The organism is Thiomonas sp. FB-6 (assembly GCF_000377645.1).
Lineage (GTDB): Bacteria > Pseudomonadota > Gammaproteobacteria > Burkholderiales > Burkholderiaceae_C > Thiomonas_A.
In genome coordinates, this window is the sequence record NZ_KB898471.1 from 734,660 (window position 1) to 757,526 (window position 22,867).

The 22,867-nt window shown below is 72.8% G+C and carries 14 protein-coding genes and 1 tRNA gene; 13 read left to right on the top strand and 2 right to left on the bottom strand.

Annotation, left to right across the window (positions count from 1 at the left end; all coding sequences use genetic code 11):
• Nucleotides 1–12 precede the first annotated feature (12 nt).
• Nucleotides 13–2,199 carry a methyl-accepting chemotaxis protein gene (locus D466_RS0103480; protein WP_018912314.1) on the top strand — a complete coding sequence of 729 codons (2,187 nt, stop codon included), beginning with the start codon at nucleotides 13–15 and terminating at the stop codon, nucleotides 2,197–2,199.
• A 55-nt stretch (nucleotides 2,200–2,254) separates the two neighbouring features.
• Entirely contained in the window at nucleotides 2,255–8,773 is a 6,519-nt protein-coding gene (locus D466_RS20430; RefSeq protein ID WP_018912315.1) for an Hpt domain-containing protein, read from the top strand.
• 192 nt (nucleotides 8,774–8,965) lie between these two features.
• Here D466_RS20430 and D466_RS0103490 read toward each other — a convergent pair whose 3' ends face one another.
• Complete coding sequence (locus D466_RS0103490) at nucleotides 8,966–10,531, bottom strand: deoxyribodipyrimidine photo-lyase (RefSeq protein ID WP_018912316.1); 1,566 nt, start codon at nucleotides 10,529–10,531, stop codon at nucleotides 8,966–8,968.
• A 53-nt stretch (nucleotides 10,532–10,584) separates the two neighbouring features.
• On the opposite strand from D466_RS0103490, the gene D466_RS0103495 reads away from it, so the two are divergent.
• From D466_RS0103495 to D466_RS0103520, 6 genes are read left to right on the top strand one after another with little or no spacing between them, the layout of a single operon-like run.
• The gene (locus D466_RS0103495) at nucleotides 10,585–11,160 is read left to right on the top strand and encodes a YqgE/AlgH family protein (protein WP_018912317.1); all 576 of its coding nucleotides are present in this window, start codon (nucleotides 10,585–10,587) and stop codon (nucleotides 11,158–11,160) included.
• Nucleotides 11,153–11,584 carry a Holliday junction resolvase RuvX gene (ruvX, locus tag D466_RS0103500; RefSeq protein ID WP_038164808.1) on the top strand — a complete coding sequence of 144 codons (432 nt, stop codon included), beginning with the start codon at nucleotides 11,153–11,155 and terminating at the stop codon, nucleotides 11,582–11,584. Before D466_RS0103495 ends, ruvX begins: the two co-directional genes overlap by 8 nt.
• Nucleotides 11,581–12,108, top strand: coding sequence for a bifunctional pyr operon transcriptional regulator/uracil phosphoribosyltransferase PyrR (pyrR, locus tag D466_RS0103505; protein WP_018912319.1), 528 nt, complete (start codon nucleotides 11,581–11,583; stop codon nucleotides 12,106–12,108). The genes ruvX and pyrR overlap by 4 nt, the downstream gene beginning before the upstream one ends.
• Complete coding sequence (locus D466_RS0103510; RefSeq protein ID WP_018912320.1) at nucleotides 12,108–13,064, top strand: aspartate carbamoyltransferase catalytic subunit; 957 nt, start codon at nucleotides 12,108–12,110, stop codon at nucleotides 13,062–13,064. The genes pyrR and D466_RS0103510 overlap by 1 nt, the downstream gene beginning before the upstream one ends.
• Nucleotides 13,065–13,072: 8 nt before the next feature.
• A complete protein-coding gene (locus tag D466_RS0103515) occupies nucleotides 13,073–14,371 on the top strand; it encodes a dihydroorotase (RefSeq protein WP_018912321.1) in 1,299 nt (432 codons plus the stop codon).
• Between the two features lie 22 nt (nucleotides 14,372–14,393).
• Nucleotides 14,394–15,137 carry a 1-acyl-sn-glycerol-3-phosphate acyltransferase gene (locus D466_RS0103520; RefSeq protein ID WP_018912322.1) on the top strand — a complete coding sequence of 248 codons (744 nt, stop codon included), beginning with the start codon at nucleotides 14,394–14,396 and terminating at the stop codon, nucleotides 15,135–15,137.
• Nucleotides 15,138–15,168: 31 nt separating this feature from the next.
• On the opposite strand, the gene D466_RS0103525 is transcribed toward D466_RS0103520, so the two are convergent.
• Nucleotides 15,169–17,487 (bottom strand): heavy metal translocating P-type ATPase, encoded by a 2,319-nt coding sequence (locus D466_RS0103525; RefSeq protein WP_018912323.1) that lies wholly within the window; start codon nucleotides 17,485–17,487, stop codon nucleotides 15,169–15,171.
• A gap of 228 nt (nucleotides 17,488–17,715) precedes the next feature.
• Here D466_RS0103525 and D466_RS0103530 point away from each other — a divergent pair.
• The 5 genes from D466_RS0103530 to D466_RS0103550 all read left to right on the top strand — a co-directional run bounded on the left by D466_RS0103530 (nucleotide 17,716) and on the right by D466_RS0103550 (nucleotide 22,819).
• Nucleotides 17,716–17,790, top strand: a tRNA-Arg gene (locus D466_RS0103530).
• A gap of 117 nt (nucleotides 17,791–17,907) precedes the next feature.
• A complete protein-coding gene (locus tag D466_RS0103535) occupies nucleotides 17,908–18,894 on the top strand; it encodes a sulfurtransferase (RefSeq protein WP_018912324.1) in 987 nt (328 codons plus the stop codon).
• A gap of 186 nt (nucleotides 18,895–19,080) precedes the next feature.
• Nucleotides 19,081–19,890: an SDR family NAD(P)-dependent oxidoreductase gene (locus D466_RS0103540; protein WP_018912325.1), complete on the top strand. Its 810-nt coding sequence runs from the start codon at nucleotides 19,081–19,083 to the stop codon at nucleotides 19,888–19,890.
• Between the two features lie 59 nt (nucleotides 19,891–19,949).
• Nucleotides 19,950–20,969: a TRAP transporter substrate-binding protein gene (locus D466_RS0103545; protein ID WP_018912326.1), complete on the top strand. Its 1,020-nt coding sequence runs from the start codon at nucleotides 19,950–19,952 to the stop codon at nucleotides 20,967–20,969.
• Nucleotides 20,966–22,819 (top strand): TRAP transporter large permease subunit, encoded by a 1,854-nt coding sequence (locus D466_RS0103550; protein WP_018912327.1) that lies wholly within the window; start codon nucleotides 20,966–20,968, stop codon nucleotides 22,817–22,819. The genes D466_RS0103545 and D466_RS0103550 overlap by 4 nt, the downstream gene beginning before the upstream one ends.
• Nucleotides 22,820–22,867 lie beyond the last annotated feature (48 nt).

Sequence of the window (22,867 nt, forward strand, 5' to 3'; positions counted from 1 at the left end):
GTCGGAGCAGTCATGGCCTTGTTTCCCCTGTTTTCCTCCAAGCGCCCCGCGGCGGAGGCCACCGCCTTCGCCGCCAGCGACGCCACCGTGGGCGGCGTCACGCTGTCGGCGGCGATGCAGGACCAGCGCGACGTCGAGGAAAGCACCGGCGACGAATCCATCCGGCGCCTGCCGCTGATCGGACACCTGCCGCTGCAGGGCCAGCAGCGCCTGCTGGTGGTGCTGCTGGTGGTGGCGGTGCTGCTGGTGGGGGTGAGCCTGACGGCCACGCTGCGCATCACCTCCTCGTCGGCGGGCCTGCTCAACACCTCGGGCGACGCGCTGATGCAGTCGCAGCGCGTGGCCAAGTCGGTCAGCGCGGCGCTGCTGGGCTCGAAGGAAGGCTTCGGCGAACTGCAGGCCAGCGCCGACGCGCTGGAAGGCGACCTGCGGCGCCTGCACGAGGGCGACACGCTGCACGCCGGCGGCTCGCGGCTGGCCGCGGTGACGCCGATGGTCGACGCCACCGTGAAGAACGCGCGCGTGGTGGTGAAGATGCAGTCGGTGCTCACGCAGACCAACGATGCGCTGCGCACCATCAGCCGGCAATCGGATTCGCTGCTGCAAGGCGCGCAGACCCTGACCTCGCTGCTGCTGCAGCAAGGCGCCGGCGGCTCCGACGTGGCCGCGGCGGCGCAGCTGGAGATGCTCACCCAGCGCATCGGCAAGTCGGCCAACGAGTTCCTTTCCTACCAGGGCATCAGCCCGGAGGCGGTGTTCGCGCTGGGCCGCGACCTGCAGACCTTCGAGCAGCTGGCCAACGGGCTGCAGCAGGGCGACGCCAACCTGCAGCTCAGCCCCGTGCGCGGCGAGGCCCGCACCCAGGTCGAGGGCATGATCAAGGCCTTCGCCGGCGTCTCCGCGCTGTCCCGGCAGATCCTCGGCAACCTGCAGAGCCTGAGCAGCGCGCGCCTGGCGCAGACCGCGGTGCTGCACGATTCGGTGCCCCTGCTGGGCGGCCTGCAGGAGCTGCAGGCGCACTACTCCTCGCAGGCCGGCGTGGGCAGCGTGGAGCTGTGGGTGCTGGTGGCGGCCGCGCTGCTGGCCGTGCTGGCGCTGCTCGGACTGGGGCGTCTGTACGTGCAGGCCTCGCGTGAACGCGCGGGGCAGTCCGAACGCGAACGCCGCCGCGCCGAGCGCCAGGAACAGGAAGCGCGGCGCAGCAACGAGGCCAACCAGGCGGCCATTCTTCGCCTGATGAACGAACTGCAGAACGTGGCCGAGGGCGACCTGACCCAGGAGGCCACGGTGACCGAGGACATCACCGGCGCCATCGCCGACTCGGTGAACTACACGGTGGAGGAACTTCGCAGCCTGGTGGCGCAGGTGCAGAAGACGGCCGAACAGGTGCGCCGCTCTTCCGGCCAGGCGCAGACCACCGCCGGCGACCTGCTGCGCTCCTCCGAGCAGCAGCTGATCGAGATCCGCGAGACCGGGCGTTCGGTGCTGGACATGGCCGAGCGCATCAACTCGGTGTCGGCGCAGGCGCAGCAGTCCTCGACCGTGGCGCGCCAGTCCCTGGACGCCGCCGAGCAGGGCCTGCTGGCGGTGCGCAACTCCATCGAGGGCATGAACTCGATCCGCAGCCAGATCCAGGACACCTCCAAGCGCATCAAGCGCCTGGGCGAATCCTCGCAGGAGATCGGGGAGATCACCGAGCTGATTTCCGACCTGACCGAACAGACCAACGTGCTGGCGCTGAACGCGGCCATCCAGGCCGCCTCCGCGGGCGACGCGGGGCGCGGCTTCTCGGTGGTGGCCGAGGAAGTGCAACGCCTGGCCGAACGCTCGGCCGAGGCGACCAAGCAGATCGCCGCGCTGGTGCGCACCATCCAGACCGACACCCAGGACGCGGTGGCGGCCATGGAAAAGAGCACGCAGGGGGTGGTCGAGGGGGCGCGCCTGTCGGACAGCGCCGGCGCCGCGCTGTCGGAGATCGACCGCGTGTCGCGCCAGCTGGCCGAGCTGATCGAGCGCATCTCGCACCAGGCACTGACCGAGGCGCAGGCCGCCAACCAGGTGGCCACCAGCATTCAGCACATCTTCGCGGTGACCGAGCAGACCGGCGACGGCACGCGCTCCACCGCCGAACTGGTGGCCGAGCTGGCGCGCGTGGCCGAGGTGCTGCGCGAGTCGGTGTCGCGGTTCAAGATCGCCTGAGCCGCGCAGCCCCCTTTCCACGCCCGCCCCCGCGCAATCCACACCCCGACCCGGCATGAACGACGTCGCCCCGACCACGCAGTCCTCCACGCCGCCCGATACCGCGGGCCTGGCCTGGGTCCTGGAGCAGGTTCGCGACAACCTGCTGGCCGCGCTCGCCGCGGTGCGGCGCCAGGCCCAGCTGGGCCAGGCGCAGGATGCGGCCTCGGAGATGGCGAGCGCGCTGATGCAGGCCCGCACCCACGTGCACCAGGCGGCCGGGGCGCTGGAGTTGATGGGCCAGGCAGGCTGCGCGCGCGTGCTGCAGACCGCCGAGCGCGTGCTGATGCGCGCGCTGGAGCAGCCGCAGCGCCTGGACGCGCCGATGGTGGAGGCGCTGGAGTCGGGCCTGCACGCGGTGCTGGACTACCTGGAGGCACGCGCCAGCGGCCGCGACGAACCGGCGGTCAAGCTGTTCCGCCAGTACCGCGGCCTGGCCGACCTGGCCGGCGGCGAGCCCGCGCACCCCGCGGACCTGTGGGACTTCGCCTGGGAATGGCCGCGCGCCACCGAGGACGGCACGCCCGCGCAAGCCCTGGGCGTGCAGGCGCGCAGCGACTACGAGCGCGCGCTGCTGGAGGTGCTGCGCGCCGGCGACCTGCGCGGAGCCAGCGCCACCATGCAGGCCGTGGCGCGTCAGGCCCAGGGCGCCAGCGCCGGCGACGAGCGCTCGCTGTGGTGGATCGCCGAAGCCTTCTTCGGAGCGCTCGGCGACGACCTGATCGAAGCCGACATCTACGCCAAGCGCCTGTGCAACCGTCTGAACCTGCAACTGCGCCAGATGCTGGCCGGCCAGGCGCAGGTGTCGCGGCGCCTGGCGCACGAGCTGCTGTTCTTCTGCGACCAGGCGCTCGCCCGGGCGCGCGAGCACGGCCGCGAGGCCCCGGCCACCCTGCGCGCGGTGGCAGCCGCCGCCGCACTTCGTCCACGGGCCGTGGTCGACTGGCAGCAGGCCCATTTCGGCCTGGTCGACCCCGCCCTCGTGCAGCAGGCGCGCAAGCGCATGGTGCAGGTCAAGGACGGCTGGGCGCATATCGGCAACGGAGACTTCAGCCGCATCGCGCGCCTGCAGGAGCACCTGCAGCAGCTGGGGCTGGTGCTGCGCCAGCTCAGCGCCGGCACCGAGGTGCTTCCGGCGGCCGTGGAGCGCATGCTGCAGGTGGTCGGCGAGCAGCGCTCGCTGCTCACCCCGGAGCGAGTGCTGGAGGTCGCCACCGCGCTGCTGTTCCTGGAAGCCTCGCTGGTGCATTTCCGCGCCGACGACGCCGACTTCCTGCCGCGCGCACGCGAACTGGCGCAACGCCTGCAGCGCAGCGCGCAGGGTTATGCCAGCGAGGCCTTCGCGCCGTGGATGGAACAGCTGTACCGCCAGGTCTCGGAGAACCAGACCCTGGGCACGGTGGTGCAGGAGCTGCGCCACGACATGGGCACGGTCGAGCGCCTGCTCGACGCCTATTTCCGCGATCCGCAGACCCTCGGCGACCTGGAGCCGGTTCCGCGCCTGCTCGGGCAGATGCGCGGGGTGCTGTCGGTGCTGGGCATGGACGTGGGCTCGCAGGCTCTGGGGCATATCCGCCACAGCGTGGAGAACCTGATGGCCGCGCCGCCCGAGCAAGGCGCCGCTCGCCAGCCCGGAGGAAGTTTCGAACACCTGGCTGCCAACATCGGCACGCTGGGATTCATGGTCGACATGCTGGGCTACCAGCCCGAACTGGCGAGGATTTCCTTCCAGTTCGACGCCCACAGCGGCGAGCTGCGCCCGGTGGTGCCGCCGTCGCGCCAGGCGGCCCCCGCCGCGCCGGCACCGTCCGCCGAAGCCGCCACCGCGGAGGCAGCCGGCCGCGCCGCAGCCCCGCAAGCCGCTGGGCCCGAGGCCGATGCGCTGTCCGCCGCGCCGCCGGCAGCTCCGGGCGGCGCCGCGGCCGCGGCGCCCGCCCTGCCCTCGCTGCCGCTCGAGGAAGCCGATACGCTGCTGCCACCGCTGGAAGCCGAGGCCGGCGGCGGCGCGGCGGCCGAGGCGACGCCCGGGATCCCCGAGCCGTCCACACTGTCCACGGGCTCCGCAGCCGTCGACGAGGCCGCGGCGCTGGACGCGCTGCTGCTGGGCACGCCAGGCGCCACCGCGCAACCGCCCCTGGAAAGCGTCACGGAGCCGGCGCCGGCAACTGTCGCGCCGGCGGCGGCCGAGCCCGAGGAGGCCGTCGACCCCGAGTTGGTGGAGATCTTCCTGGACGAAGCCGACGAAGTCGCCGCGCAGGGGCGCGAGCGCATCGCCGACCTGCGCGGCAGCGATCCGGCCGACGATTCCATGACCGCGCTGCGGCGCTGCTTCCACACTCTCAAGGGCAGCGCGCGCATGGTGGGCATGCGCGACTTCGCCGAGGGGGCGTGGGGGCTGGAACAGTGCTTCAACCAGACCCTGGCCGAGGCCGCCGCGCCTCGGTCGGAATTGCTCGAACTTTCCGAACACGCGCTGAACCTGCTCGAGGCGTGGGCGCATGCACTGCGCGCCGGCGACGCCAGCGCCTACTCCAGCGAGGCGCTGGTGCAGGCCGCCCTTGCGCTGCGCGAAGGGCGCACGCCTGCGTTCGGTGCCCTCGCGCCGCCGCATGCCGAGGCAAGGCCCGAAGCGCCTTCCGAGCCGATTTTGGAAGCGCCTTCCGAGCCGATTTCTGAGCCGATTTCCGAAGCGCCTGCGCAAGCGCCTGCCGAGGCATTTGCCGAGCTGCACTTGGAGCCGCATTTCGAGCCCCTCGCGGCTTCGCTCGACGAAGCCCTCGACGAAGCATCCGAAGCAACACACGAAGAAGCATTCGAAGCAGCGTTCGAAGCAGCGCCCGAGCCGCTTGCCGAGACCATGCCGGAGCCGATTCCCGCCGGGCAGCCTGCGCCGGCACCTCGCGAGGAGCCCGTGGACGATTCCTGGGAAGCCGCGCTGCGAGCTCCGGCGCCGGGACCCGAGGAATTCTTCGGCTGGGAGCCCGGCTCCGACGGCCAGGCGCCGCAGGCGGCCGAGGCGGCCGAGGAGGCCGAGGAGGCCGAGGCGGCCGAGGCGGCACCCGGCATGCCTGCGCCCGAGCCCTCTGCGCAAGCGCAGTCCGCGCCGGCCTCCGCCGAAGCCTGGACCCCGCCGCCGCCGGCCTTCACCCCGCCGGCCTGGCCCGACGCCTCGCTGCTGGACCTGGGCGCTCCCGAGCCAGGCCCGGCCGAGGCGGCGGAGCCCGCGCTGCCGAAGGCCAGCCTGCTGGAGCCCGCGGGCGAGCTGCCCCTGGCGCAACCCGAAGCGCTCGAGCAGGAACCGGCCCCGCCGTCCGCGGACGAATCCGTGGACGCATCCGTGGACGCATCCGTGGACGAATCGGCGCCGCCGCCCGACGATGGCGTGAAGGTGATCGACGAACTGCGCATCCCGCAGACCCTGCACACCATCTACCTGAACGAAGCCGACGAGCTGGTGCGCCGCCTGGACCAGGAGGTCACGGGCTGGGCCCCGCATCCGCAGGCGCCCATCGGCGAGCACGCGACGGCTCTGGCGCACCAGTTGCGCGGCAGCTCGGCCACGGTGGGACTGCACAGCGTGCAGCAACTGGCCGAACTGCTGGAACAGGCGATGCAGGGCCAGTCGGAGCACCCGCAGGCGCTGGACGAGGCGCAGCAGGCGCTGCTGCCGCGCGCCATGGAGGACATGCGCCGGGTGCTGCACCAGTTCGCCGCCGGCTTCCTGCGCCCGGCGCAGCCGGATCTGCTGGAACAGTTGCAGGCGCTGGTGCGCCATCTGGAGGACCTGCGCACCGCCGCCGCGCTCGCCGCCAGCGAGGGCTTCGACGCGGGCGCGCTGGCGCCGCCGGAAGCCCAAGCGGCTGCCGAGCCGGAGCCTGTCGCCGCATGGCTGTGGGCGCCGCGGGAAAGCGCCCCCGAGCAGGCTGCTGCCGAGGCCGGCGGCGCCGAGCCGGAGGCGGGCGAACCGGCGGCGGCGCCGGGCGCCCAGGCCTCGACGACCGCCGACGAGCTGGAACTGCAGGAAGTCGTCGAGCTGCACGAGCAATGGGACGAGGAGCTGCAAGCGCGGACGCCCTCCGGGCCGGAGGCCGAAGCCGCCGCCCAGCCCCCGGCGACTCCGGCCGCCGGGCAGGCAGGCAGCTTCCAGGCGCTGCCCACGGCCGGGCTGGAAGCCGAACCCGCGGCAGCCGCGTCAGGAACCGGCGCGCGCGACGCCATCGACCCCGAGCTGTTCCCGATTTTCGAGTTCGAGGCGGCCGAGCTGCTGCCCCAGCTCGCGCGCGCGCTGCGCGAATGGGAGTCTCGCCCGGCCGAGACCTCGGCCGCGCGCCAGGCCATGCGCCTGCTGCACACCTTCAAGGGCAGCGCGCGCATGGCCGGCACCATGGCGCTGGGCGACATGGCCCATGCGCTGGAGTCGGACATCGAGACCCTGGCCGGGCGAGAAGATACGCGGCCGGACGAACAGGCTCTGCTGGAACTGATCGCGCGTTTCGACGCCATCAACACACGCTTCGAGCGCCTGCGCGAGGCCAGCGGCCGCGGCGACACCGAGCTCGGCGAGATCCACCCGGAACGCGCGCTGCTGGAGGCGCAGGCGCAACCCGCGGCGGCCGCCGGCGCGGCCGAGCCGGCCCCTGGAGCCGCTTTGGCCGTGGATGCCGCGCAGGCCTTCGGTCGCGCGCAGCCGGTGCGCGTGCAGGCGGCGCTGCTGGACCGCCTGGTCAACCAGGTCGGCGAGGTGAGCATCGCGCGGGCGCGCCTGGACAGCGAATTCGACGTCATCCGCTCCGGCGTGCGCGACCTCGGCGACAACCTGTCGCGCCTGCGCGCGCAGGTGCGCGACATCGAGCTGCAGGCCGATGCGCAGACGGCCGCGCGCACCCAGGCCACGCGCGACGACGGGCGCGACTTCGACCCGCTGGAATTCGACCGTTTCACGCGCTTCCAGGAACTCACGCGCATGATGGCCGAGTCGGTCAACGACCTGGCGCTGGTGCAGGGCTCGCTGGGACGCGCGCTGCAGTCCACCGAGGACAGCCTGCTGCGCCAGTCGCGCCTGACCCGCGAGCTGCAGCGCGACCTGCTGCGCACGCGCATGGTCGAGTTCGACAGCATCTCCGAGCGCCTGTACAGAACGGTACGCCAGGCCAGCAAGGACGCCGGCAAGGCGGTGCGCCTGGACATCCAGGGCGGCACCATCGAACTCGACCGCGGCGTGCTGGACCGCATGGCGCCGGCCTTCGAGCACCTGCTGCGCAACGCGGTCGCGCACGGGCTGGAAAGCCCCACCGAGCGCGAAGGCGTGGGCAAGCCCGCGGTGGGCACGATCACGCTGGCGCTGCGCCATGACGGCAGCGAAGTGGTGGTGTCGATCAGCGACGACGGCGGCGGGCTGCACTATGCCGAGATCGCCGCGAAGGCGCGCGCGCAGGGCCTGCTGGCCGAGGGCGAGCACCCGAGCCAGGCGCAGTTGCGCGAGATCATTTTCCTGCCGGGTTTTTCCAGCGCCTCCGAGACCACCGAGATGGCCGGCCGCGGCGTCGGCCTGGACGTGGTGCGCACCGACACGCGCGCGCTGGGCGGGCGCGTGGAACTGGATTCGGTGCCTGGGCGCGGCACCACCTTCACGCTGGTGCTGCCGCTGACCACGGCGGTCACGCAGGTCGTGCTGCTGCGCGCCGGCGAGCGCATCCACGCGGTGCCCTCCAGCCTGGTCGACCTGGTGCTGCGCCTGCGCCCGGCGGAACTGGAGCCGGCGCTGCGCGAGCGTCAGCTCGAACACGCCGGGCAGCAGCTGCCGCTGTACTGGCTGGGCGCGCTCACCGACGAGTCGGGGGCCAGCGGCGAAACCCCCGGGCGCACGGTGCCGGTGGTGCTGGTGCGCAGCGCGGCACAGCGCCTGGCCCTTCATGTCGACGAAGTCCTGGGCAACCAGGAAGTGGTGGTGAAGAACCTGGGGCCGCAGCTCTCCCGCGTGCCCGGCCTGGCCGGCATCTCGGTGCTGCCCGACGGCGGCGTGGTGCTGATCTACAACCCGGTGGCGCTGGCCGCGGTCTACGGCGACAAGGCGGCCGAGCGCATGCGCTCGCAGGCGGGCGTGCCGCGGAGCGACTCCGCCCTGCTGCTGTCGCAGGCGCCGATGCCCAGCGCCAACACCGTGCTGGTGGTGGACGACTCGATCACCGTGCGCCGCGTGACCCAGCGCTTCCTGACCCGCAACGGCTACACGGTGATGCTGGCCAAGGACGGACTGGACGCGCTGGAGCAATTGCAGCAGACCCTGCCCGACGTGGTGCTCACCGACATCGAGATGCCGCGCATGGATGGTTTCGACCTCACGCGCAACATCCGCGCCGACGAGCGCACGCGCCACCTGCCGGTGATCATGATCACCTCGCGCATCGCCGACAAGCACCGCAACTACGCACAGGAGCTGGGGGTCAACCACTACCTGGGCAAGCCCTACTCCGAGGACGAACTGCTGGGCCTGCTGCGCGAGTACGTGCTGGAAACGACCAGCGTCGACGCCTGAGACCGGGGCGCAGCCCGGCCCTGGGGGCGCTCTCAAGAAAACGCCGGGCCGCCCCAAGTTTTCTTGACCCCCACGGGGGGCGGGCCGGGCGCAGCCCGGCCCTGGGGGCGCTCTCAAGAAAACGCCGGGCCGCCCCAAGTTTTCTTGACCCCCACGGGGGGCGGGCTGGGCGCAGCCCGGCCCTGGGGGCGCTCAGTACAAGCCGCCCTGGCTGCCGGGGCCGGGCCGGCGCGGGGGGGCCTCGGCGCCCGGGCGCCGCGCCGCCTGCTGCGCGTCGTCGCGCACGACGGCGTAGCGCTGCAGCGTGCGCTGGCGCGCCTGCGCGTGGTCGACCACGGGAAGCGCATAGTCCTCCCCCAGGCGCACTCCGGCGGCGCGCAACTGCGCGGGCCCGGCCAGCCAGGGTGCGTGGATGGACGACGCATCCAGCGCCGCGAGTTCGGGCACCCAGCGGCGGATGTAGTGCCCGTCGGGGTCGAACCTGCGGCTTTGTTCCACCGGATTGAAGATGCGGAACCAGGGCTGCGCGTCGCAACCGCTGGACGAGGCCCATTGCCAGCCGCCGTTGTTGGAGGCGAGGTCGAAATCCAGCAGCCAGCGCGCGAAATGGGCCTCCCCCAGGCGCCAGTCCAGCCCCAGGTCCTTGCACAGGAAACTGGCCACCACCATGCGCAGGCGGTTGTGCATGCGCCCGCTGTCCAGCAGCTCGCGCATCGCCGCGTCCACCAGCGGATAGCCGGTGCGCCCTTCGCACCAGGCCCGCAGCCGTTCGGGCGCCTGCTCCCACTCGATGCGGTCGTAGGCGGGACGGAAGGAACGTCCCTGCGCCACCTGCGGGTGGTGGAACAGCACCTGGGCGTAGAAATCGCGCCACACCAGCTCGGACAGCCAGCTCGCGGCGCCTTCGCTGCCCTGCTGCACGGCCTGCCAGGCATGGCGCCCGAGTTCGCGCACACTGAGGGTGCCGAAGCGCAGGTGCACGGACAGTCCGCTGGTGGCCTCGCGCGCCGGGAAATCGCGCGAGGCGGCGTAGTCGTGCAGCCGCGCCTGGAAGGCCTCCCAGGCGCGGCGAGCACCGCGGCTTCCCGGCTCCACCCCTTGCGGCAGCGGTGCCGGGGCGGCGAAACCCAATTGCGCGGGCTCGGGCAGCCGCGCCAGCCCCTCGGGCACGGCCAGCAGGCGCCCGGGCTCCAGGGGGCAGCTCCGTTCGTCCAGCTCGGCGCCCCCGCTGGCGCGCAGGCGCGCCAGCCAGGCGTTGCGGTAGGGCGTAAACACGCCGTAGGGCCGCCCCTGGCCGGTGCGCAAGGCGGGCGGCGGCAGCATGACCTGATCGTCGAAGGCCAGGAACTCGATGCCGGCGCCCGCAAGCTCGCCCGCCACGCAGGCATCGCGGCGCTGCGCCGAGGGCTCGTAATCGCGGTTGGTGAACACCGCCTGCGCCCCCAGGCGCCGCGCCAGCGCCGGCAGCGCGGCGGCGGCGCTGGCGTGCTCCACCCACAGCGCGCCGCCGAGCCGGCGCAGCCGGGCGTCCAGCTCGAGCAGGCTGGCGTGGATGAACGTGACCCGGCGGTCGCCGCGGATGCCCTGATCCAGCAGCGGCTGCAGGATGTCGGTGTCGAACACGAAGGCAAGTTGCACGCGCCGGCAGCGGCTCAGCGCATGATGCAGCGCGGCATGGTCGTGCAGGCGCAGGTCGCGGCGCAGCCAGACCAGTCCGAGCTCGAACTCGGGGCCGGGCGGAGCGGGGTCGGGAGTCATGGCGAAGGGTGGAATCGGGCGGGAAGGGGCGCGGCACGATAATATGTTTCGCCATGAACCCCCGCAGCGACGCCTCGAACCTGAGCAACCAGTTCCTGATCGCGATGCCCGGCATGGTCGATTCGTCCTTCGCCGGCAGCGTGATCTACGTGTGCGAGCACTCCGCGCGCGGGGCGCTGGGGCTGGTCATCAACCGCCCCACGGACATCGTGCTGAAGGATCTGTTCGACCGCATCGAGCTGCCTCTGGAGCAGCCGGAGCTGGCCGCGCGCACGGTCTACTACGGCGGCCCGGTGCAGACCGAGCGCGGCTTCGTGCTGCACGACCCGACCGACCGCGCCTACGCCTCCACGCTGCAGGTGGCGGGCGGGCTGCAGATGACCACCTCCAAGGACGTGCTGGAGCATATTTCCGCCTCCGACGGGCCCAAGCGCTTTTTCGTCGCCCTGGGCTACTCGGGCTGGAGCGCCGGGCAGCTCGAGGACGAGATCTCGCGCAACGGCTGGCTGACCGTCGAGGCCGACTCGAACATCGTGTTCGAGGTGGCGGTGGAGCAGCGCTTCGACGCGGCCATGTCCCTCATGGGCATCAGTGCGATGAGCCTGTCCAACACCGCCGGCCATGCCTGAGCCCGGCGTCGCGCCTGGCGACCCGGCCGTTCTCATGGGTTTCGATTTCGGCACGCACCTCATCGGCGTGGCCGTGGGCAACACCATCACCGGCACCGCCAGCGCCCTGTGCAGCGTGGCGGCCGAGCGCCGCCAGCAGCGCTTCGAGGCCATCGCGCGCCTGCTGGCGCAGTGGAGTCCCTCGCGCCTGGTGGTGGGCCTGCCCCTGTCGCGCGACGAGGGCGCCGAGCAGGAACGCAGCGCCCAGGCGCGGCGCTTCGCCAACCAGCTGCACGGGCGCTTCGGGCTGCCGGTGGCGATGATCGACGAACGCTACACCTCGCGCGCCGCGGAAGACTCCGGTGCCGCGGACGTGGACGCGGAATCGGCGCGCCTGATTCTGGAACAATACCTGCGAGATCCCGCCGCGAGCCGCGCCCCATGACCCATTCCCCCCCACCCGACGCCGAGGCGCTGTACGCGCGCCTGCGCGAAATCGTGCGAGCCTGGCTGGCCGCGCAGGACACGCCTCCCACCCTGGTGGGGGTGTACTCCGGCGGAGCCTGGCTGGCCGAACGCCTGCACGAGGACCTGGCCCTGCCCACCCCTCTGGGAGTCGTCTCGTCGACCCTGCACCGCGACGACTTCGGTACCCGCGGCCTGCACCCCAGCGGCAACCGCACCGAACTGCCCTTCGAGGTCAACGGCCGCTCGATCCTGCTGGTCGACGACGTGCTCTACACCGGGCGCACCATCCGCGCCGCGATCAACGAGCTGTACGACTTCGGTCGCCCCGCGCGCATCGACCTTGCCGTGCTGATCGACCGCGGCGGGCGCGAGCTGCCGATCTGCGCCGGCCTGGTCGGCGCCGCCGTGGAGCTGCCGCCGCGCACCATGCTGGCGCTGGAACGCGACCCCGCGGCCGGGCCGCGGGCCATGCGCCTGGCCTACCTGGAGTCCGAATCCTGATGGCCGCCCATCCCCAACTCAACCGCCACGGCGAACTGCGCCACCTGCTGTCCATCGAGGGCCTGCCGCGCGACGTGCTGCTGCACATCATGGACACTGCGCAGGGCTTCATGAGCTTCGGCGAGCGCGAGGTCAAGAAGGTGCCGCTGCTGCGCGGCAAGAGCGTGTTCAACCTGTTCTTCGAGAACTCCACGCGTACCCGCACGACCTTCGAGATCGCCGCGCAGCGGCTTTCCGCCGACGTGTTCAACCTGGACATCCAGCGCTCGAGCACCTCCAAGGGCGAATCCCTGCTGGACACCATCGCCAACCTGGAGGCGATGGACGCCGACATCTTCGTCGTGCGCCACAGCCAGAGCGGCGCTCCCTTCCTGATCGCCTCGCACACGCCCGAGCACGTGCACGTGGTCAACGCGGGCGACGGGCGCCACGCCCACCCGACCCAGGGCCTGCTGGACATGATGACCATCCGCCACTACAAGCGCGACTTCCACGCGCTGACGGTGGCCATCGTCGGCGACATCGTGCACTCGCGCGTGGCGCGCTCGGACATCCACGCGCTGACCACGCTGGGGGTTCCCGAGGTGCGCGCGGTGGGCCCCAAGACCCTGGTGCCCGGCGACCTGCGCGACATGGGAGTGCGCGTGTGCCACGACATCGAGGAAGGCCTGCGCGGGGCCGACGTGGTGATCGCGCTGCGCCTGCAGAACGAACGCATGGCCGGCGGCCTGCTGCCCTCGGCGAGCGAATTCCACATGATGTACGGCCTCACTCCCGAGCGCATGCGCCTGGCCCGCGAGGACGCCATCGTCATGCACCCGGGCCCGATCAACCGCGGCGTGGAGCTGGACTCGGCGGTGGCCGACGGGCCTCAGAGCGTGATCCTGCCGCAGGTGCGATTCGGCATCGCGGTGCGCATGGCCGTGCTGTCCATCGTCGCCAACACCTCCGCCTGAGCGCCCCCATGAACGAGCCCAAGACCCTCCTGGTGCGCGGAGGTGCGCTGGTCGACCCGGCCAGCGGCACCCAGCACCCCGGCGACATCGCCATCGCCGGCGAACGCATCCATGCCGTCGGCCCCGCCGCCGCCGGTTTCTCCGCCGAGCGCGTGATCGACGCCGAAGGCTGCCTGGTGATGCCCGGCCTGATCGACCTGTGCGCGCGCCTGGGAGAGCCCGGCGGCGAGGCCGAGGGGCTGCTCGATTCGGAGCTGGCCGCGGCCGGCGCCGGCGGCGTCACGCGCGTGGTGTGCCCGCCCGACACCGACCCCGTGCTCGACGAGCCCAGCCTGGTCGAGATGCTGCGCTGGCGCGCGCGGCGCATCAAGCGCTCTCGCGTGTATCCCCTGGGCGCGCTGACCACGGGGCTCAAGGGCGAGCGCCTGGCGGAGATGGCCTCACTGGTGAAGTCCAGCTGCATCGGCCTGTCGCAGGCCGGCACGCCGATCACCGACACGCAGATGCTGCTGCGCGCGATGCAGTACGCCAGCACCTTCGGCTACAAGGTCTGGCTGCCCGCGCAGGACCCGCACCTCGGGCGCGGCGTGGCCGCCAGCGGCCCTTACGCGCAGCGCCTGGGCCTGCCCGGCGTGCCGGTGGTGGCCGAGACCATCGCGCTGCACACCATCTTCGAGCTGGTGCGTGCCACCGGTTGCGCGGTGCACGTGGGCCGCCTGTCCAGCGCGGCCGGAGTCGCGCTGCTGCGCCGCGCGAAGGACGAGGGCCTGCCGGTCACCGCCGACGTGTCCATGCACAACCTCCTGCTCACCGACGTGGACATCGGATGGTTCGATGCGCGCATGCGCCTGGACCCGCCGCTGCGCCAGCAGGCGGACCGCGACGCGCTGCTGGCGGGGCTGGCCGACGGCACCATCGACGCGCTGGTCTCCGACCACACGCCGCTGGGCAGCGACGACAAGGTCCTGCCCTTCGGCGAGGCGGAGCCGGGCGCCACCGGGCTGGAGCTGCTGCTGCCGGCAGTGCTGGAATTCGCGCGCCGCGCGGGGCTGGACCTGCCGCGCGCGCTGGGCTGCGTCACCACGCGCGCGGCGGCCGCCGCCGGCGTGGGCATGCCCAGCCTGGCGGCCGGCGCCGCCGCGGAGCTGATCGTGGTCGACCCGCGCGCAAGCTGGAGGCCCACCGCGCGCAACCTGCGCAGCCGCGCCAAGCTGAGCCCGCTGGGCGACGTCGAGCTGCAGGGCCGGGTGCGCACGACCATCATCGACGGGCGCGTGATCCACGAGTACGACGCCGCGCGGGCATGAGCGCGGCGGGAAAGCTCCTTCGATGATGCCGGGGCTGCGCCTGGCCGGCATCCTGCTGCGCCTGGGCATCGAGCTGGCGCGCGGGCTGTGGCGCATGCGCGCCTGGCCGCGCCTGAGCGCGCAGCAGCGCCAGGCGGCGATCCGAGCCTGGTCGAGGCGCATGCTGGGCGCCACGCGCACGCGCCTGCAGGTGCTGGGCCGGCCGCACGAAGGCGCCTGCCTGATGGCCGCGAACCATGTCTCCTGGCTGGACATCATGGCCCTCAACGCCGCCCACCCCACGCGCTTCGTGTCCAAGGCCGAAGTGCGCCACTGGCCGGTGCTGGGCCGGCTGGTCGCCGGTGCCGGCACGCTGTTCATCGAACGCGAACGCGCGCGCGACGCGATGCGGGTGATGCACGACATGGCGCAATGCCTGCGCAATGGCGAGCATGTCAGCGTGTTTCCCGAAGGCACCACCTCGGACGGCACCCATGTGCTGGCACTGCACGCGAACCTGTTCCAGGCCGCGCTCAGCGCCGACACCCCCGTGCAGCCGGTGCTGCTGCGCTACGTGGACGACGCCACCGGCGCACCCAGCCGCGCCCCCGTGTACGTGGGCGAGGACACGGTGATGGACACGCTGCGCCTGATCGCCGCAGGCGGCTCGCTGCGCGTGGTCGTGCACTACCTGCCCGCGCTGCGCGGCCAGGACCGCCGGCAACTCGCCGCGGCGGTGCACGAAGCGCTGAGCCGCGCGCTGCAGGAGCCGCTGAGCGCGCGCTGAAGCCGCGGCCGCGCCGGGCGCGCGCAGCCGCTCAGGCCCGTGCCGCCCGGGGCGACCCGGCGCCCTCCCCGCCCAGCGCGTGGAACAACTCGTCTTCCTGCTCCATGTGCAGGCGCACGATGGCCTCCAGCGCGTACAGCAGGCGCTGCCATTGCGCGACCGCGGCGGCGTCGGGCCCGCCCGGCGGCAGTTGCGCCACACCGTGGCCGATCAGGCGCAGCAGGCGGAAGATCTCCCGGTGGCTGCTGCTCAACGCGGCCATCGGGTCCTCGCCGCCGACCAGCCTGCCCATGCGCGGAAGCAATTCGCGCTCGTCGAGGCGCTCGTGGGGCAGCAGGCGCTCGTTCAGGCTGCGGTCCAGGCGCTGCAACGCGGCCACGGCCTCGAGCCCCTGCTGCCGCGGCAGGCCCTCGGCCACCGCGCGCAGCGACTCCAGCACCTGCTCCAGTTGCACGTGCTCCTCGCGCAGGCGCCGGGCATCCTCCGGCGCGAGCAGCCCGCGGATGGCCAGCCTGCCCGGGCGCAGGGCCCGCAAGGCATTCGCGATGGCCGCCAGGTCGATGAGTTCCTGCAGCAGGGCTCCCGCCAGCGGCGGCAGGTAGCCGAGGGCGGCGACCCCCATCGCGGCCAGCGACAGTCCCATGCCCAGCGCCACGCTCTGCACCGCGATGCGCCGGCTGCGCCGCGCGATGCGCAGCGCATCCACCAGCTTGTCCAGGCGGTCCACCAGCAGCACCACGTCGGCCGCCTGCGCCGAGGCCGCGGCCCCGCGCGCGCCCATGGCCACGCCGACGTCGGCCGCCGCCAGCGCCGGCGCATCGTTGACCCCGTCGCCGACCATCACCACCCGCGCATGGGCGCGTGCGCCGCCGATGGCCGCGAGCTTGTCCGCCGGGCTCTGCCCGGCCAGCACCTCCAGCCCGCCCAGGCTGTTGCCCACGGCCTGCGCCACCTCCGCGCGGTCGCCCGTCAGCATGACCACCCTGCGAATGCCCTCGGCGCGCAGCAGGCGCAGCGCCCTGGGCGTCTCGACGCGGATGCGGTCGGCCAGCAGGATGGCGCCGGCCAGCGCCCCGTCGACCGCGACGAACACGCTGGCCGAGCCGTCGGCGGCCGTGCGCGCCAGCACCGAGCGCGCCCAGGCGGGGGGTTCGGCCCCCCGTGCGACATGCCCGAAAGCGCCGATCTCGACCCTGCTCGCGCCGACCCTGCCGCTGACGCCCGCGCCCGGGGTTTCGAGCACGCCGGAGGGCAGCGGCAGCTCGAGGCGTCGCTCGCGCGCGGCCAGCACCACGGCCTCGGAGATCGCGTGATGCGAGGCCTGCGCCACGGCGGCCGCCGAGCGCAGCAGCTCGTCGGCACTCCACGGCGCGGGGGCGACGATCTCGGCCAGGCGGGGCCGGCCGCCGGTGAGGGTGCCCGTCTTGTCGAAGAACAGCACCTCGGCCTGGGCCAGCCGTTCCAGCGCACCGCCGCCCTTGACCAGGATGCCGTGGCGCGCGCAACTGGACAGCCCCGAGACCACGGCCACCGGCACCGCCAGGATCAGGGGACAGGGCGTGGCCACCACCAGCACCGCCAGCGCCCGCATGGAGTCGCCCGAGGCGGCCCAGGCCGCGCCGGCAGCCGCAAGCGCCAACACGATGAGCCAGCCCGCGTAGCGGTCGGCCAGGCGCACCCCCGGCCCGCGTTCGGCGTGCGCCGCCTGCACCATGCGCACGATGCCGGCGTAGGTGCTCTGCGCGGCCGTGCGCGCGGCCAGGATTTCGACCGCCGGCCCCAGGTTCAGGACCCCGCTGGCCACGCCCTCCCCGGCCTCGCGCAGGCGCGGCAGCGACTCTCCGCTGAGCATCGACTCGTCGAATGGCGCCGGCCCCAGCAGCGTGGCGTCGACCGGCACCAGTTCGCCGTGGCGCACCAGCAGGCGATCCGCCTGGCGCACCTGCTCCAGCGGTACGGGGCGCCATTCGCCCGCCTCGAAACGCAGCGCGCCGCGCGGCGCGTGGCGCAGCAAGGCGGTCATCTCGCGCTCCGCGCGCGCCGCGGCGTAATCCTCCAGAACCCTGCCGCCCGCCAGCATGACGGCGATCACCGCCGCGGTGAGCGCCTGGCCCAGGACCAGGGCGAACACCAGGGCCAGCAGCGCCAGCAGGTCCACGCCGGCCTGGCGCCGCCACAGCGCGCGCGCCACCGAGACCGCCAGCACGACGGCCACCGGCAGCGCCGCCGCCGCCCACGCCGCGTCGGCCGCGCCGCGCCGCCCCAGGCCCTGCAGCAGCAGTCCGCCCGCCAGCGCGCCGAGCGCGAGCACGAGCAGGGCCAGGTGGATACTGCGCAGGTGGCGCGTCATGGAGGGAGCGAGGCGAGCACGGAGTCGGGACGGCGGCCCCTCATTGTCCGCCGTGCGCGCCGGCGCGGCCGCGCGCGCGCGGCGAAAGCTTGCGTGAACGGGGGGTGCGCTTCAGGCGCGCTCGACCGCAGGGGTCGCGGCGTTCCGGTCGCCCGGGCATCGAGCAGCCCGCGGGCCTTCGCCCTGGCTTCGCCGCCGGCTGCGGGAGCGGCTAGACTGCGGGGTTGCCTCGCCATAGTTCAATGGATAGAACAAGCCCCTCCTAAGGGTTAGATGCAGGTTCGATTCCTGCTGGCGGGACCACGACCGGCTCCTCCCGCCGGGCCCAATATCCGTCATTCGTGATATTGCGAAATAGCCTTGGACGCCCGCGCGGCCCCCGGCTACAAAGCTCCAGTCCCGTTCCCCCTGGAGATTCCCGTGGTCCTGAAGCGAAGCCCCGCAAGGTTCCTGCTGGCCGGCCTGCTTGCCCTGTCGGCCTGCGCCGCCGCGCAGGCTTCGGAGCTGCCCGGCCCCGTGGTCGACGTGCAGTGGCTGCACGCCCACGCCGCGCAGGTGCAGATCGTCGACATCCGCGACGACGTGGGTTCGCTGACCAACGATCCCAGGTTCCGCACCGTGGACGGCCGCAAGGTGGTCGAACAGGTCGGCGGCTACATCCCCGACGCGCTCTCGGTGAACTTCTGGGCGCTGCGCGAAAAGCGCAGGATCGGCGGCAAGGACGTGGACTTCCTGCTGCCCACGGCCGAGGAGTTCCAGCAGGTCATGCGCGCCTCGGTGCTGCAGCCCGGCAAGCCCGTCGTGCTGGTGCCCACGGGGGATGACGCCACCTCGCTGCAGGAGGCCGCCTTCCTGGCCTGGGAACTGCAATTATTCGGTGAACCGGCCTCCGACGTGGCCATCCTGGACGGCGGCACCCACGCCTGGCTGGCCGCCGGCTACCCGGTGGATACCGACGCCATCGCGCCGATGGAGTCGGGCAAGTGGAGTGCCTCGCCCCCGCGCGCCGACATGCTGGCGCACGTGGACCAGGTGCGCGCGGCGCAGCGCCGCCACGCCGCGCTGCTCGACGCGCGCCCGCTGGCGCAGTTCGCCGGCCTCGAACGCACCCCGGTGATTCCCGAGGACGGGCGCCTGCAGGGCTCGCGCCCGCTGCCGGCCGAACTGCTGTACCGCGCCGCCGCCGACGGCTCGTGGCATTTCCTGACGCCCGCCCGGTACCGCGCCGTGCTGGCGCTGGACGGCGTCCGCCTGCCGGCCCGGGGCATCGTGTACTGCAACACCGGCCAGTACGCGGCCGGCGCCTGGTTCGTGGTGGACCGCATCCTCGGCCGCCACGGCCTGCGCGAATACCCGGGCGGCATGAACGAGTGGCTGGCGTTGGGCCTGCCGGTCAAGGGGCTGTGAGCCTGGCCCGGGGGCGCCCGCGAGGCGGCCCCGGGAGCCCCGGCGGGCATGCGCCGGCCGGGCGGATGGTCATGGATCGACCGCCACGGCAACTGCGGGGAACCCGGGTGCGCGCCGCCGCGGGCTTGGGCTAGTCTGGCGCCACGAGGCGCCGGGTCCCCGGCCCGGACTCCACGATCGACAACCATGAGTACCCTGCAACACGACACCGCGGTGGCGGTGGTCACCGGCGGCGCGCGCGGCATCGGCCTGGGCATCGCACGCTGGTTCCTGCGCCACGGCCATCGCGTGGCGCTGCTGGACATCGACGCGGCCACGCTCGAGCGCACCGAGCGTGAGCTGGCCCAGCCCGAACAGGTGCTGGCGCTGCACTGCGACGTCTCCGACGAGTCCCGCGTGGCCGCCGCCGCCGATGCGGTGTGGCGGCGTTTCGGGCGCGTGGACGCGCTGATCAACAACGCCGGCGTGGCCGTGTTCAAGCCTATCGGCGAGACCAGTTTCGCGGACTGGCGCCACGTGCTGGGCACCAACCTCGACGGCGCCTTCCTGTGCACCCAGGCCTTCGCCCCGCTGATGCTGCGCGGCGGACGCGGCGGCGCGGTGGTCAACATCGCCTCCATCTCGGCGGTGCGCGCCAGCACGCTGCGCGTGGCCTACGGCACCAGCAAGGCGGCCCTCGTGCACCTGACGCGCCAGCAGGCGGTGGAACTGGGGGACCAGGGCATCCGCTGCAACGTCATCGCCCCGGGCCCGGTGGAGACCGAGATGGCCAAGCTGGTGCACAGCGTGGCCGTGCGCACGGACTACCACGACGCCATCCCGCTCGGGCGCTACGGCACGGTGGAGGAGATGGCCGAGACCGTGGGCTTCCTGTGCAGCCCGGCGGCCAGTTTCATCAACGGCCAGCTGCTGGCCGTCGACGGCGGCTTCGAGGCCGCGGGCGTCGGCCTGCCCACGCTGCGGCGGCGCCGCCAGGAGCAGGCCGACCCGCATTGAAGGCCCCGGGTCCCCGGGGCACGCATTTTCATTCCACAACACGCAGGAGGAGACCCAGCATGAGCATCACCCGTCGTGAATTCCTCGCCGGCGCCACGGCGCTGGCACCCATGGCGCTGGCCGCCAGTCCAGTGCGCGCGCTGGCCGCCGAGTCCGAGTTCCAGTTCAAGTACGCCAACAACCTGCCGGTCACGCACCCGATGAACGTGCGTGCGCGCGAGATGGCCGAGGCCATCCACAAGGAGACCCACGGCCGCGTCACCCTGCAGATCTTCCCCAACAACCAGCTCGGTTCGGACACCAGCATGCTCAGCCAGCTGCGCGCCGGCGGCATCGACTTCTTCACCCTGTCGGGCCTGATCCTGTCCACCCTGGTGCCGGCCGCGTCGATCACCGGCATCGGCTTCGCCTTCCCCGACTACGACGCGGTCTGGAAGGCGGTGGACGGCGAGCTGGGCGCCTACGTGCGCGGCCAGATCGAGAAGGCCAACCTGGTCGTGATGGACAAGATCTGGGACAACGGTTTCCGCGAGATCACCTCGTCGACCAAGCCCATCCGCACCGCGGCCGACCTCAAGGGATTCAAGATCCGCGTGCCGGTGTCTCCGCTGTGGACCTCGATGTTCCAGGCCTTCGGCGCCTCGCCTACCTCGATCAACTTCGACGAGGTCTACTCCGCGCTGCAGACCCACCTGGTCGACGGCGAGGAGAACCCGCTGGCCATCATCGCCACGGCCAAGCTGTACGAGGTGCAGAAGTACTGCTCGCTGACCAACCACATGTGGGACGGCTTCTGGTTCCTCGGCAATCCGCAGTCGTGGAAGCGCCTGCCGCCGGACCTGCAGGCCATCGTGGCGCGCAACATCAACGCCGCCGGCATGAAGGAGCGCAGCGACGTGGCGGCGCTGAACGCCTCGCTGGAAGGCCAGCTCAAGGCCAAGGGCATGGTGTTCAACGCCACCAGCCCCGACAGCTTCCGCGCGCAGCTGCGCAAGGCCGGCTTCTACGCCCAGTGGAAGGCCAAGTACGGCGAGCAGGCCTGGGGCATCCTGGAGCACAGCACGGGCAAGCTGGCGTGACACAGGCCGGGGAGGTCGCGCCGCGGGCCGGCCCCGCGGCGCGCGTGGACGCGCTGCTCGGCCGCCCGGTCGAGTTCGCGGCGGCGGCGCTGGTGCTGCTGGAGGTGCTGGTGCTGCTGGCCGGCATCGTCGCGCGCAGTCTCGGCCACCCGCTGGTGTGGTCGGACGAGCTCGCCTCCATGCTGTTCCTGTGGCTGGCCATGCTCGGGGCGGTGGTGGCGCTGCGCCGCGACGAACACATGCGCATGAGCGCGCTGGCGGCGCGCTGGGGCGGCGCCGGGCGCGCCCGGCTGCACGCGCTCAGCCTGGGCGCCAGCCTGGCGCTGCTGCTGCTGCTCGCATGGCCGGCCTGGCAGTTCGCGCAGAACCAGCAGATCATCACCACCCCCGCCATGGGCCTGTCGGACCTGTGGCGCGCGGCCGCGATGCCGGCGGGCATCGTGCTGATGGCGCTGGTGGCGCTGTCGCGCCTGCTGCGCGAATGCACCCCGCGCCGCGCCGTCGGCGCGCTGGCGCTGCCGGCGCTGGCGGGCCTGGCGCTGTGGTGGGCGCGCCCGGCCTTCGAATCCCTGGGCCAGCTCGACCTGCTGATCTTCCTCGTGGGCCTCGGCGCGGCCTGCGTGCTGGCGGGCATTCCCATCGCCTTTTCCTTCGGCCTGGCCGCCTTCAGCTACCTGGCGCTGTCCACGCAGACTCCGCTACAGATCCTGGTGGGGCGCATGGACGAAGGCATGTCGCACCTGATCCTGCTGGCGGTTCCGCTGTTCGTGTTCCTCGGGCTGCTCATCGAGATGACCGGCATGGCGCGCGCCATGGTGGATTTCCTCGCCGGGCTGCTGGGCCACGTGGGCGGCGGGCTGTCCTACGTGCTGGTGGGGGCGATGTACCTGGTATCGGGCATTTCCGGCTCCAAGGCCGCCGACATGGCGGCCATCGCTCCGGCGCTGTTCCCGGAAATGCAGCGCCTGGGGACCGCGCGGGGCGAACTGGTCGCGCTGCTGGCGGCCACCGGCGCGCAGACCGAGACCGTGCCTCCCAGCCTGGTGCTGATCACCATCGGCTCGGTCACCGGGGTGTCGATCTCAGCGCTGTTCACCGGCGGCCTGCTGCCGGCGCTGGTCACCGGCCTGGGCCTGTGCCTGGTGATCGGCTGGCGCAATCGCGGGCGCGGCTCGGGACGCGAGCGCGCGCCGCGCGCCGAGGTGCTGCGCCTGGGGCTGGTGGCCGCGCCCGCGCTGGCGCTGCCCTTCGTGATCCGCGCCGCCGTGGTCGACGGCATCGCCACCGCCACCGAGGTGTCCACGCTGGGCATCGTCTACGCCACCGCCATCGGGCTGCTGGTGTACCGGCGCTTCGACTGGCGCAGGCTGCTGCCCATGCTGGTGGAGACGGCCAGCCTGTCGGGCGCCATCCTGTTCATCATCGGCACCGCCACCGCCATCGCCTGGGGCCTGACCCAGTCCGGCTTCTCGGGCTCGCTGGCGCAGGCGATGGCCTCGCTGCCCGGCGGCGGCCCGGTGTACCTGGCCGTGTCCATCCCGCTGTTCATCCTGCTGGGCTCGGTGCTCGAGGGCATCCCCGCGATGGTGCTGTTCGGCCCGCTGCTGTTCCCCATCGCGCGCCAGCTGGGCATCCACGAAGTGCACTACGCCATGGTCGTGGTGCTGTCGATGGGCCTGGGCCTGTTCATGCCGCCGCTGGGGGTGGGCTATTACGCCGCCTGCGCGATCGGCCGCGTGGCGCCGGAGGAAGGCGTGCGCCCGCTGCTGGGCTACCTGGCCGCGCTGCTGGCGGGCATCGTCGTGGTGGCCGCGGTGCCCTGGCTGTCCACCGGTTTCCTGGCGCGCTGATGCGGGCGGGCTGGCGGCCGCGCGCCCCGCCCTGTCCCGGCGCGGCGT

What these genes read in the sequence shown, in the direction of transcription:
- D466_RS0103480 (WP_018912314.1), top strand. Translation starts at nt 13, where the DNA reads ATGGCCTTGTTTCCCCTGTTTTCCTCCAAGCGCCCCGCGGCGGAGGCC.
- D466_RS20430 (WP_018912315.1), top strand. Translation starts at nt 2,255, where the DNA reads ATGAACGACGTCGCCCCGACCACGCAGTCCTCCACGCCGCCCGATACC.
- D466_RS0103490 (WP_018912316.1), bottom strand. Translation starts at nt 10,531, where the DNA reads ATGACTCCCGACCCCGCTCCGCCCGGCCCCGAGTTCGAGCTCGGACTG.
- D466_RS0103495 (WP_018912317.1), top strand. Translation starts at nt 10,585, where the DNA reads ATGAACCCCCGCAGCGACGCCTCGAACCTGAGCAACCAGTTCCTGATC.
- ruvX (WP_038164808.1), top strand. Translation starts at nt 11,153, where the DNA reads ATGCCTGAGCCCGGCGTCGCGCCTGGCGACCCGGCCGTTCTCATGGGT.
- pyrR (WP_018912319.1), top strand. Translation starts at nt 11,581, where the DNA reads ATGACCCATTCCCCCCCACCCGACGCCGAGGCGCTGTACGCGCGCCTG.
- D466_RS0103510 (WP_018912320.1), top strand. Translation starts at nt 12,108, where the DNA reads ATGGCCGCCCATCCCCAACTCAACCGCCACGGCGAACTGCGCCACCTG.
- D466_RS0103515 (WP_018912321.1), top strand. Translation starts at nt 13,073, where the DNA reads ATGAACGAGCCCAAGACCCTCCTGGTGCGCGGAGGTGCGCTGGTCGAC.
- D466_RS0103520 (WP_018912322.1), top strand. Translation starts at nt 14,394, where the DNA reads ATGATGCCGGGGCTGCGCCTGGCCGGCATCCTGCTGCGCCTGGGCATC.
- D466_RS0103525 (WP_018912323.1), bottom strand. Translation starts at nt 17,487, where the DNA reads ATGACGCGCCACCTGCGCAGTATCCACCTGGCCCTGCTCGTGCTCGCG.
- D466_RS0103540 (WP_018912325.1), top strand. Translation starts at nt 19,081, where the DNA reads ATGAGTACCCTGCAACACGACACCGCGGTGGCGGTGGTCACCGGCGGC.
- D466_RS0103545 (WP_018912326.1), top strand. Translation starts at nt 19,950, where the DNA reads ATGAGCATCACCCGTCGTGAATTCCTCGCCGGCGCCACGGCGCTGGCA.